Here is a 12,071-nt window from a genome sequence, read left to right as displayed (position 1 = left end):
CTCATCCTGGTTATGGGAGGAGACGGGTCGGTCCATGAGTGCGTGAACGGCATTGCGGCGCTGGAACAACCGCCCCTTATCGGGATTCTGCCCGTGGGGACCTGCAACGACTTTGCCCGCTCCATGAATCTGCCGGTCGAGCTGGCATCGGCAGCTCAAGCATTAATGAAGGGACAAGTCCGCGCATTGGATATCGGCACGGCGCATGACAGGGTGTTTACGAATTTCTTTGGCGTCGGGCTCATAACGGCCACTTCCGAGAACATCAACCCCGATCTGAAAGGAGCGCTTGGCAGGCTCAGTTATTTCATCAGCATGCTGCAAACCGTGCGATCGGCCGTGCCGTTCTCCTACAGGATGGAATATGACGGCCATTCCAGTGAAGGTGAAGCGATTATGATCTACATATCGAATGGCCGATACTTGGGAACCCGCCCGCTGCCTTTTACATTCGATTCGTTGACGGACGGTTTGCTGGATGTGCTCATCATTCGCGAAGCCGGACTCCCCCTGTTAAAAGAGCTGCTAAGCCGTAAAATCGAAGGGGAGTGGAAGCCGGCCAACGAGAGCATCTCGTATGTGAGGGCCGCTTCGATCAAGCTGATAACGGATGGGCCCATGAAGGCCGACACGGACGGGGAGATATATATGGAGACGCCTGCGGCCGTATCCGTCAAGCCGCGCCGCTTAAGGTTTTTGACAGGCTCGGAGTAAGCCGGCAGGCATATTTGATATTGCAATTTCATATGGTTCTTTTATAATGATGTTTATGTTTATATCTTTAAAGGGAGCCATGATCATTATTGAATAAGTCCGAACTGAACCGAATTACGCAAGAGCTTCTACGTCGGTCGGGCAGCAGTGTCACCGTGGAGATGGAGGCGTATTTTCCAGGGGGCCGGTTAATCGGCGGAAAATATGTGATGCATTCGCACAGCGTGACGATGTATACCGAAGTCATACGCCAGCAGTGCTTGCAGCTGTTTGGCACGCTTGAGCCGTTCCATGCCTATTTTGCGGTGGTATTCGCACATGAGCTGGGCCATTCAATGGACATGACCCTGACAGAGCTGTGCGACCGGATGGATCAAACGGTGGATGAATGGGATCAGAGGCAGCTCGCGCTTCAAATCGAGGAAAATGCTTGGAATAACGCCATGCCTTGGATCCAGGATATCGATCCCGATTTCATACAGGTCATCGTGGATCAGTCGCTTGCGGCATACCGCGAGGAGCTGGCGCCGGAAATCGCATAGGCTGTCGTGCAAAGAGCATCTTCGCCATATCAAGACACAGGCACCCGTCAGGGTGCCTTTTTGAATGAAAGAATAAATCTGCAGAGATTTGCCGTCCGAATCTCGTAGGTGCTGCTAATCTCGCAGGTGATGTATAAAAAAGAAGTGAAGCCCGGTGGCTTCACTTCTTTTTGGTTTAGGGTCCTCTTAAGGCGCGGTGGGCTGGGATTATTAGCTCTCCGGGTCCAATTGCTTCAACGGTTCAATAGCCGGTCCTTCCAGCACCTCGCCGTTATGGCGGAAGCGTGATCCGTGGCAAGGGCAATCCCATGAACGTTCGCCCTCGTTCCATTCCACCTCGCAGCCGAGATGGGTACAGGTGGTATCCACAAGATAGAGGTTTCCTTGATCATCCTTATAGGCCCCGGCACGCTGCCCGTTATGGCGGACGACGGCGCCTTCGCCCGGCTTCAGTTCAGTAATATCGGCGTGGGACATTTCGAACTTGCCGGCAACGAAATCCTTTGCAACCATGGCATTTTGCGCGACGAATGTTTTGATGCTCGGGTCTGCCTTGAAGCGGGACGGGTTAAAGACGTCGGCATAACGGTTATCTTTCTCCAGTATTTGATCGCAAATGATCTTCGCGGCCAATGTTCCCGTTGTCATCCCCCATTTCCGGAAGCCTGTCGCGACAAAGATCCGGTCCTGATTGGACGTGATCGGCCCGATATAAGGCATGTTGTCCAGCGTGATCAGGTCCTGGGTCGACCAGCGATAAGGAATGGCGGAAGCGCCCAACAGATTTCCTGCAAAAAGCTCCAGGTTTTCGTAATGCTGATGGGTACAGATGCTGCGTCCCGTCGGATGGTTCTCGCCGCCGACGATAACCAGCTCCTCGCCGTTATAGGTAGCCGACCGCAGGGAACGGGTCGGCTGATCCACGCTCAGGAACATCCCGCCGGGATAAGCGGTTTCGGGTTTGACGGCAACCGCATAGGAACGTTCTACATGCAGCCGCGTGAAGTACAGCCCTTTCCCGTCATAGAACGGAAAATGAGACGCGGATACGGCGTGGTTGCAAGTAATCCGGTGGCCGCCCCGTTTGGTGAGCAGCGTGATCGGTCCGTCGGTTTCGACTTTTTCATCCATGGTCGTATTCTCATAGATTCGTCCACCGAGCTTCAGGAATTGTTCCGTCAGATGCTTAAGATATTGCAGGGGATGGAACTGATATTGCCCCGGCATCTTGATCGCTCCACGGACGGGCATAGGCAGAGGAAGGCTTTCCTGCCATTCTCCCGGGATGCCGAGCTTCTCGTAGGCTTTGATTTCGTCCTCCAGCTTGGAGAGGTATTTGTCTTCCGTTTGAGCGTAAATATAGGCATCCTCCAGCTTTAGCCCAAACTTCTCCTCGTCGCCGCCAACAATGTCCCTAATGAATTCAATCGCTTCCCGATTCCCTTCGTAATAGAGCCTTGTCTTCTCATCCCCGAAATGATTCAGGAATTCATGATAAATCAGCCCGTGCTGGGCCGTGACTTTGGCTGTTGTATGGCCGGTGGTCCCGTTCAGGATTTGCCCTGCCTCGATCAGCACGACATCTTTACCTGCCTTGGCCAGCAGATAAGCGGTCGTGATGCCGGTTATGCCGGCCCCGACTACCGCCACATCCGTCTCGATATCTTCGGCCAAGCGGGGAAAGGTAGGCAGTTCAGTTGTAGCTACCCACAGCGACTCCGGAAATTGCGGCAGTTCCTGATGCGATGAATTGGATGGGTTCATTCACGATTCCTCCTTGGTTACTATGGGGATCACCCATAAACTCATTCTCTTGTCTTCATTATTACCACATGGGAATGATTAGAAACTATGCCGATTGGATGGAAAGAAGCTTCCTGAAGTTTTCTGGAGGATTGTAAATATTTTGGGACATTTATGCAGAACCTAGGGAGACAAGCGGGAGTTCACGGAAATATAAGAAAATGGGGGATGGTATCATGACCAGCGAACAGTATTTGAACGCGGACCAAGCCAAGAACTGCCTGAAGGAGCAGCTTAACCGCATCGGTGATATCGAGCAGCGCGAGCTGAAGAACGAGGGTGAACACGCGCTGCTGGTCTATTTAAAGAGCATGTGCGATCCTGTCATGATCAACGATAATTTGATTAACCGCTTTTATGAGCTAAATTCCTTGGACTTATACGAGCAATTCATCCGTTCCTTTCCATCGAGCATGGAGCCGAAAGATGAACAGGAATTGCTCCGCAATATACTGAGGGGCTGCGTTGCCATATTCATACAGGACACCGTGCTTCTTTTTGACGCCGTCTTGGTTAATGCCGGTTCCATCCAACCTGCCAGTACGGAGAACGTCATTCAGGGACCCGACGATTCGTTTACGGAGAATATCGAGGTGAACCTGAACCTGGTTCGCCATCGATACCAAACCACCGATTTGAAGACGGAATTCATGACCGTCGGCAAAATATCGCAGACCCGGATCATCATTATGTACGATGCGCTCAAAGTAGAAGAAGCGGTACTGCAGGAGCTTAAAAAGCGATTGTCCGAACTCAAAGCGGATATTGTGCAGTCGGCATCCGAAATCGAGAGACACACGATGCACCCCAGATTTCGGTTGTATCCTACGCTGATGCTGACCGAGCGCCCTGACCGGACCGTATTGAATATATCGCAAGGAAAGATTGCGGTATTAATGGATTCAACGGGGTATGCCCTTCTGCTGCCGGCCATATTCAATGATTTCTTTACCGCGATGGACGATAAAATCCAGCTTCCCCCGATCGGCTGGTTTCTCAAGGCCATTCGGTATATCGCCTTGTTTGTAACCGTGCTGATGCCAAGTTTTTACGTGGCATTCACCTCCTATAACCCGGAGATATTGAGGATGCAAGTTACGCTTCTCATTGCAGGAAGCCGGGCCACGGTGCCGTACCCGTCCTTCTTCGAAGTGATCTTTATGCTGCTCGCGATGGAATTTCTGACGGAGGCCAGCGTTCGGCTGCCCAAAGCGATTGGCCAGGCCGCGACCACGGTCGGGGGTCTCATTCTGGGAACCGCCGCTACGGAGGCCGGACTGGTCAGCAACATCATGATCATTCTGGTGTCCGCGGTTGCCATAACGAATTTCGTCATCCCGATCACGATGATGAGCTCCGGCATCCGCGTTACGAAGTATCTCTTCATCGTGCTTGCCACCTTCTTCGGCTTGGTTGGCATCGTGTTGGGTGTGGTGGCCATGATCATGTACCTCACGAGCCTACGGTCCTTCGGCAAACCTTACTTGAAGATGTTTGCCGTGGATTGGAACAAGAAAGGAGACCAGCGAAGTGGTTAGAAACAAATATTTTTATTACCTCTTCCTGCTCAACGCAACCATCAACCTGATTAATTATGTCCCCCGCATCTTGATTACGGATCGCTTTGACGGTGCGCTGATGTCGATCCTCGTATCCATCCCGATCGGGACCCTGATTATGTTCGGCTTCATAAATCTGATTCAGAAATTTCCGGGGCAAGGGCTGCCGGAGATTTTCCAATCGGTGATGCCGAAAGGGATATCCGGCATCCTGCTTGTGTTATACGGACTTGCGTGGTATTTCTCCAGCGTCATTACCTTGACCAGCTTCGTGGATATTACCAACCGTTACATCAGTCCGGACGTGTCTCCCTATATCGTTCTGATGGGATTTCTGGTGGTTGTGGCGCTTAGCGCCAGGCTCGATTCCGAATCGATTCTTTACGGGTTGGAGATGATTTTGTACATCACCGTTCCTCTGATTGCCTATATGTCATGGCGCGTCTTCAGCAATCCGTATTTCAGCTGGGATGCCGTGAGGCAGATCATTACCCATGCCTGGAATTTACCTAATTACGGGACGGTTGCGGGAGCAACCTATATTTTTACGGGATACGTGAACATGGTGGTATTCAACCGGATCTTTCACCGATTCAGAGTCCGCCATATTTGGGCGATCGTGGTAGTCAGCATACTGACCCTTCTCGTTTCGATGTTCGCGCCCATCGGGATATTGGGAGCCGCAGGAGCCGGAGGACACGTGTATCCGGCCTTCTCGACGATAGACGCACTGCGGATCCGTTATTTCATCGTTGAACGGATGATTTATGTCTTCTACGTGGCATATATGTGCCTTTCCCTAGTGAATTCCATCATACACTGGCATGTTGGCAAGGAATTGATCCTGGGGGGCTTCGGTTTATCGGGGGTTCAGGGCAAATCGATAGATAAAAAGCGAAAAGTCGAATGGTGGGTCCTGGTGCTCTTTTCCCTTATTACCTTCGGAACGTCGATAATTGTGAATCAATACATATTGAACGATATGGCGATCGTATTCCTGGACGTCCGGTTTGGGGGCGAGTTCCTGCTGCTTGCCATGTTAATCTATGCGGTATGGAAGAAAAGGAGGAAGAGAGCATGAATGGCCTGAAACGAGGGCTGCTCTGTGTCATGTGCTGCTCTTTTTTGTTTCTGTCGGGCTGCGAATTTCGGGATATCGATCTCAGGCTATTCGTAGTATCCATAGGGATCGATGTCTCGGAGAAAAATCCCGAAATGCACCGTTTCAGCTTCAAAATCGCCATTCCTTCGGGCGATCCGAAGACCGGGGACAAAAAATCCCTGCTCATAACGGAGGAATCGACAAGCATTGCGGAGGCGATCCGGGAGGTCAAATCCAAGGTGGATAAGGAGCTCGACTTCGGACATTGCAAGGGTGTGATGTACGGCGAGGCTTTCGCGCGAACAGATATCAGCAAAATTCAGGATTGGACCGTTCGGAGACGGGACATGCAGCTGCTCATGTATCCGGCTGTTGCCGTTCCTACCGCAGAAGCCGTATTGAAAGCGGAGCCTCCTACGGAGCGGATCGCCGGAAACGCCATATTTCTGGCGCTCAGCGAGGAAGGCACCGAATCCCCTTTTATCTCGAAGACCTATTCCTTCGATCTGAGCCGCCGAATGTTGGAGGAGGGGGAGGACCCGGTTATGCCCGTCGTGGAAACGACCGAAGACAAGGTTCTGAATATCGATAAAGTAGCCTTGATGGACAAGAACAAAGTGAAGTACATCCTGACCCCGGATGAAACCAGGCTGTACAATCTGCTGGACCTCCGGAATTTAAGCACGAATTTCGGAACGAAGATTGGCGGCAAATTGCTTGAAGTGAACACGGACAGAACCCGGGCCAGATACAAGATCGTAACGGATAAACGAGGGGAAGGAACGATTGATTATAAGATAAGGATCACGGCGATATTGGAGGAGAAAGAGGATCCCGCGCAGCTGGATCCGAGGGATCTGGACAACATCGAAGCGCAATTCAACAAGGAATTATCCCAAGCGGTCAAAAGCTTTTTGGAGAAAATTCAAAAAACAGGACTGGATCCGCTGGGTTTCGGCCTCCGGTATGGCGGCACGCATTGGAACAACCGGACGGAGATGGAGGAATGGGCTGCCATTTATCCGAATGCCAAGTTTAATGTATCGGTCAAGGTGAAAATAAAGTCTACCGGCTATAAACGCTAGGCGGGGGATATCTGTTTATCGTACAGGAAGATGTTACAATAAGGATAAGCATCTATCTTGTATGAAGGAGGTTTCACATATGGAATTCAGAAGATTGGGCGGAAGCGGACTGAAGGTTAGCGATATCAGCCTCGGGAGCTGGCTGACCTACGGGGGATACGTGGAACGGGAAAATGCGGTCAAGTCGATTCAGACTGCCTATGGACTCGGCGTCAATTTTTTCGATACGGCGAACGTCTATGCTCAAGGAGCGGCCGAAGTCGTCGTGGGCGAGACGTTAAGGGCATTTCCGAGGGAATCCTATGTGCTGGCCACAAAGGTGTTCGGCAAGATGGGAGACGGACCGAATGATCAGGGACTGTCCCGCAAGCATATCAAAGAGCAGTGCGATGCCAGCCTGAAGCGGCTGGGCACCGATTACGTCGACATCTACTACTGCCATCGATATCATGAGGAAACGCCGCTTGAGGAGACGCTTCGCGCGCTGGATGATCTTGTCCGGCAAGGCAAGGTGCTCTATGTCGGCGTCAGCATGTGGACGGCGGCCCAGATGGAAGCGGCCTTGGCTGTTGCGGACCGGTATTTACTGGACCGCATCGTGGTGAATCAGCCGCTGTATAACATGTTCGAGCGCAAGATCGAGGAGGAGATTATCCCGCTTGGCGAGAAGAAGGGGATTGGACAAGTCGTATACTCCCCGCTCGCTCAAGGGCTTCTGACCGGCAAGTACGCCTCGAAGCAGGACGTGCCGGAGAACAGCCGCGCGTCGAAGATTGGAGCAGACCGGCTCAAAATAAACGAAGATCGCATACAGAAGGTGCAGGCGCTGGGCCTTGTCGCAAGCGAGCTGGACATGACCGTCGGCCAATTGGCTTTGGCCTGGATTCTGCGCCAGAACAACGTAGCCAGCGCGCTGGTGGGCGCCAGCCGTCCGGAACAGGTGGAAGAGAACGTGAAGGCTTCCGGTATGAAATTGTCCTCGGATACGCTGGCTGTCATCGAGGACATCCTGAAGGCGGATCCGAATTAGGAGAGAATCAGGTCATTGATTTCGGGTGCGGAGCATACGCGGTTGCGCCCGCTTTCCTTGGCGCGGTACAGCTCGCGGTCCGCTTGCTGGAGCAGCTCCTTGGCATTTTTGGACCGGATCGTATCGGGATGCACAGCAGCGCCGATGGACACGGTGATTCGAAGCTTGGCTCCGTCTTCAAGGGTGAAGACGTGGTCCTCTACCGCGGCTCGGATTCGTTCCGCGATCGCGGCCGTCTCGTCGATGGTGGCTTCCGGGACCAGTACCGAGAATTCCTCCCCGCCGTTGCGGGATACCTCATCAAAAGAACGGGAATGATCCCTCAGCACTTTGCTGAGCTGCTGCAAAACGACATCTCCGGCCGCATGGCCGTAGGTGTCGTTTATTTGTTTGAAATGATCGATGTCCACGACCAGGACACCCAGCCGCTCGCTGAAATGCTGGGCTTCGAGGAAGCGTTCCGACAACAGCTGCTCGAACTGGCGCAAATTGTGCAGGCTGGTCAGGTAATCCGTTTCCGCGTTCTTTTTCATCTGCAGGAACAGTTTATTCGAGGTGTTGATATACTCGGTCAGCATGTAGATGACCACCGTGGCCAGCACCGATATGACGAGCTGTTGCGTGAAGACGGTAAACACCTTTTGATGGTTCGGGATGTTCATCCACATAATGAACAAGATGACCAACATGCTGGATAGGCTCATTAGCAGCATTTTGCTCAGACGATTCCAATGGGTGCGGGAGAGGATCCCGCAGACGACGCTGATCAGCAGCATGCCCGCACCTGCAATGGCCGAGGAAGCGGACATGCCGAACAGGATCAGCCGTCCAAGTGCAATCAGCATGCCGGCAATCAAGGACGGAAGCCATCCCAGGTAGGTGGCGATAACCATTATGGCCAGATGCCGCAAATCAGCAAAAAACCGCGGGTCGATGGGGAACGAGTAGTACATTAAAATGATCCCATAGATGCCAAAGAGCAGCCCGGCGTTGATCTTGACGGTGAAGGAGGGCACCACGACACCTGCGACATATTTTTGGGACAGCAGTCCGGATAAGTATAAGAACGTTACAAATATACAAAAATTGGTAAATAGTATATTAGTCATAGGGGATCATTCCTTTCACGTACCCTGCGGTAGGAACGACAGAGCGATGAAGACATTCACCCCTATTTTATCGGAAAATGGAATTGTATGTCGAATGATAAACGTAATTTTTGTTAATTTTCTGGGACCTGCAATGGTAGGCGAACCTCGAACATCGTCAACTCTGTCGTACTGGTCACCTGGATCGTGCCATGATGGGCATCGACGATGGTTTTTACGATGGCCAGGCCAAGCCCCGAGCCGCCGGTTTGATCGGTCCGCGATTCATCTGCCCGGTAAAACCGCTCGAACAAGTGGGGGATGGCATGCTGGGGAATCGGAGGACCGTAGTTGATCACCTGCACGATGGCAAACTTGGGATCCTGTGATACTTTTAAATCCACACGCCCGGCCTCCCGTCCGTGCCTTACCGCATTGGACAGCAGATTCTCGAAGGTGCGCATCAGCTTATCCCCGTCCGATGAGATCATGATTTTCTCCACGGCAGGCGTAAACACGACCTGTACTCCTTCATGCTGCCCGGTCAATGAAAAGTCCACGGACAATTGGGCAAGCAGCTCAACCAAATTGATGTCCACACGGTTAATCGGGGAATACCCCATCCGGGTGTACTCAAACAAATCATTCACGAGGCCGCCCAGACGCAGCGATTTATCGTAGGCGATATCGGTGTAATAGCGGAGTTCGACCTCATCCTTGTAATGGTCTTCGTTGACCAGCCGCAAGTACCCGATGATGGAGGTGAGCGGGGTGCGCAGATCATGCGATACGTTGCTGATAAGCTCGTTTTTGGACTGGACCGCCATCCGCTCCTCTGCCAGCGACAGCTTGAGCTGCTGGGCCATTTGATTGATTTGCACGGCCATCTGGCCCAGCTCGTCGTTCGAGCTTACGATGATCGCCTGGTCCAACTCGCCCCTCGCCAAACGCTGCGTCCCCTGCATCAATTGATTGATTTGGCGAATGGTGCCTTGACTTAAGAGAAGCACCATGCAGATAAACAGCACGATGCCGATGATCGTCGGGACGACCGGAAAGCCGAAGAAACTCGACAGCGTGCGTTCCACTCTGAAAAGGGTGTCTACCCAGGGCTCCTTCCAATACTCCCGGCCGATCAATCGCATGATCTGCTGTGCGATGAACAATATGGACAAGGTCAAGGCACCGCTGGCGAAGAACAGCGTGATAATCTTCCACTGCAGCTTACGCATGGATTTTGTACCCGACGCCCCATACCGTTTGGATGAGTTTATAACCGAGTTCCTTCTCGAGCTTGTCCCTCAGGTTGCTGATATGAACCATGACCGTATTGTTGGAGACGTAATATTTTTCCTTCCAGACCTGCTGGAAGATATCCTCGGCGCTAAAGATTCTCCCCGGCTGACGGGCAAGCAAGTACAAAATCTCGAATTCCCTGGCCGTCAGGGAGATCGCACGGCCATTGGCCGTTACTTCATGCGTTGTCCGGTTAATGTCGAGCCCGTCGATCCGGATCCGGTCGCTGTCCCCCTGGTGAAGGTCCACGTTGTACTGGGTGGAGCGCCGCAGCAGCGTTTTGACCCGTGTCGTCAGTTCCAGCGGATTGAACGGTTTAATCATATAATCATCCGCGCCTGTCATGAGCCCCAGTATTTTATCCATATCCTCGCTCTTCGCGCTCAGCATCAGAATGGGAATGGACGAGGTTTCCCGGATTCTGCGGCAGGTGTCGATCCCGTTCAGCTTGGGCATCATGACGTCCAGAATCACGAGATCTATCATTCCGTTGTTCGAGGTCATGGCCTGCAGGGCTTCTTCCCCGTCGTGGGCTTGGATTACGCGGTATCCCTCATTCTCCAGATAAATGGAGATCAGCCCGGATATTTCTTTATCGTCATCTACGATTAATACGCTTCTCATTCGATATCCTCCCGTACATCTCCCATGAAAACTATGATTCCTTTAGGAACAGTGTACCCTAAATCAACCGCATAAAGTGCAGCTTTGCCTTCAAAAACTAGGGAGTACTTGCACAATAGCTATTTAAAAAGGCCGGATACGAGATTCGAAAGGATGCCTTGGCGATCGAATCCGTAATCCATCAGCTTCCGGGTTTCCGTAAACCGCTGATCGGCGTCCCCGGTTCCCATCACGACGGAAATCAGCCGGTTTCCGCCCCGTGACGCGGTTCCCGTGAAGCAATAACCGGCCGAGGCCGTATACCCGGTCTTAAAGCCGTCATTGCCTTGGTAAGCATGCGGCTCGCCGGGCAGCATGAGATTCGTGGTGTGCAGGGAGAGTTCCTTCTGCGGGACGGGCAAATCCCGCTGGCTGGTTACCTCAAGCAGATCCGGGTGTTTGTTCACCAGCCATCTGGCGAGCATGGCTGAGTCCCGGGCCGTCATGACGGTGTCCCCTTCGGAGGCCGCCTCGGCAAAAGGAACCAGGTCGGCCGCAGGCAAACCGGAAGCGTTGGCGAATACGGTGCGGTCAGAGAGGCCGATTTCCTTCGCCCGGGCATTCATGGTCTCCACGAATCGGGCCTCCGACCCGCCGAGGTGCTCCGCAATAGCAACGGCCGCATCATTGGCCGAATGGATGATGAGTGCTTCGAACAGCTGCTTCAGCGTGTAACGTTCGCCTTCATGCATGCCGATGGCCGAACCGGGTACCTCTGCGGCATATCGGCTGACCGGTACGTTCTCGTCCCAGGCATGCTGCCCGGAACGAACAGCATCCAGCACCAGCAGCTCGGTCATCATCTTGGACATGCTTGCGGGAGGAAGGGGGAGATCGGCATGCATCGCATAGAGCACGCGGCCCGTATCCGCATGAATCAGGATGGCCGAGCTCGCTTTGATGGGAGGGGGTATAAATACCCTCGCTATGAACACGGCTATCAGAATGACGCCGAACAGCAGCAGCAACAGGCTTAATTTCGCGCGTCCCTTGCGGCGGTTCGCACGTTGATGCCGAAGCGTGCCGGTTTGCTGCCGGGATGTTTCAGGGGCTGGAGGTGCCTTGCGGGGATGCTTGGTTATGGATTCCATGGCGCTCTATCGTCTCCTTTGACTGGTTATGCGTCTCATTTATGTATGTTCTAAGTCTAGCCAGACAAACTAAAGTAATTTTTAATTGAATCTAAAGA

The 12,071-nt window shown here is 52.7% G+C and carries 11 protein-coding genes; 6 read left to right on the top strand and 5 right to left on the bottom strand.

What is annotated here, in order from left to right:
- Nucleotides 1-3 precede the first annotated feature (3 nt).
- Nucleotides 4-714, top strand: a complete 711-nt coding sequence (locus tag AC3RCL_RS30135) for a diacylglycerol/lipid kinase family protein (RefSeq protein ID WP_492536497.1) — start codon at nt 4-6, stop codon at nt 712-714.
- A gap of 89 nt (nt 715-803) precedes the next feature.
- Entirely contained in the window at nt 804-1,256 is a 453-nt protein-coding gene (locus AC3RCL_RS30130; RefSeq protein WP_090909828.1) for a hypothetical protein, read from the top strand.
- A gap of 210 nt (nt 1,257-1,466) precedes the next feature.
- On the opposite strand, the gene AC3RCL_RS30125 is transcribed toward AC3RCL_RS30130, so the two are convergent.
- Nucleotides 1,467-3,020 (bottom strand): FAD-dependent oxidoreductase, encoded by a 1,554-nt coding sequence (locus tag AC3RCL_RS30125; protein WP_192570355.1) that lies wholly within the window; start codon nt 3,018-3,020, stop codon nt 1,467-1,469.
- 215 nt (nt 3,021-3,235) lie between these two features.
- Between AC3RCL_RS30125 and AC3RCL_RS30120 the strand changes: the two genes are divergently transcribed.
- The 4 genes from AC3RCL_RS30120 to AC3RCL_RS30105 all read left to right on the top strand — a co-directional run bounded on the left by AC3RCL_RS30120 (nt 3,236) and on the right by AC3RCL_RS30105 (nt 7,835).
- On the top strand, nt 3,236-4,597 hold the full coding sequence (locus tag AC3RCL_RS30120) for a spore germination protein (RefSeq protein WP_492533634.1): 1,362 nt from the start codon (nt 3,236-3,238) through the stop codon (nt 4,595-4,597).
- A complete protein-coding gene (locus AC3RCL_RS30115; RefSeq protein WP_492533632.1) occupies nt 4,590-5,699 on the top strand; it encodes a GerAB/ArcD/ProY family transporter in 1,110 nt (369 codons plus the stop codon). The genes AC3RCL_RS30120 and AC3RCL_RS30115 overlap by 8 nt, the downstream gene beginning before the upstream one ends.
- Nucleotides 5,696-6,805 (top strand): Ger(x)C family spore germination protein, encoded by a 1,110-nt coding sequence (locus tag AC3RCL_RS30110; protein WP_192570358.1) that lies wholly within the window; start codon nt 5,696-5,698, stop codon nt 6,803-6,805. Before AC3RCL_RS30115 ends, AC3RCL_RS30110 begins: the two co-directional genes overlap by 4 nt.
- 79 nt (nt 6,806-6,884) lie before the next feature.
- Nucleotides 6,885-7,835, top strand: coding sequence for an aldo/keto reductase family protein (locus AC3RCL_RS30105; protein ID WP_492533630.1), 951 nt, complete (start codon nt 6,885-6,887; stop codon nt 7,833-7,835).
- Here the strand turns inward: AC3RCL_RS30105 and AC3RCL_RS30100 are convergent.
- The 4 genes from AC3RCL_RS30100 to AC3RCL_RS30085 form a co-directional block, all read right to left on the bottom strand.
- Nucleotides 7,832-8,944: a diguanylate cyclase gene (locus AC3RCL_RS30100; protein ID WP_036662016.1), complete on the bottom strand. Its 1,113-nt coding sequence runs from the start codon at nt 8,942-8,944 to the stop codon at nt 7,832-7,834. The genes AC3RCL_RS30105 and AC3RCL_RS30100 overlap by 4 nt on opposite strands.
- A 113-nt stretch (nt 8,945-9,057) precedes the next feature.
- Nucleotides 9,058-10,155 (bottom strand): sensor histidine kinase, encoded by a 1,098-nt coding sequence (locus AC3RCL_RS30095; RefSeq protein WP_492533628.1) that lies wholly within the window; start codon nt 10,153-10,155, stop codon nt 9,058-9,060.
- Nucleotides 10,148-10,843, bottom strand: a complete 696-nt coding sequence (locus tag AC3RCL_RS30090) for a response regulator transcription factor (protein ID WP_096775812.1) — start codon at nt 10,841-10,843, stop codon at nt 10,148-10,150. The genes AC3RCL_RS30095 and AC3RCL_RS30090 overlap by 8 nt, the downstream gene beginning before the upstream one ends.
- A gap of 119 nt (nt 10,844-10,962) precedes the next feature.
- Nucleotides 10,963-11,973: a D-alanyl-D-alanine carboxypeptidase family protein gene (locus AC3RCL_RS30085; RefSeq protein ID WP_015737808.1), complete on the bottom strand. Its 1,011-nt coding sequence runs from the start codon at nt 11,971-11,973 to the stop codon at nt 10,963-10,965.
- Nucleotides 11,974-12,071: the final 98 nt, after the last annotated feature.

The sequence above is a fragment of the Paenibacillus sp. MT86 genome, assembly GCF_058792535.1.
Note: the sequence above shows the minus strand (reverse complement) of the source record. Positions and strands in the feature narration are given on the sequence as shown.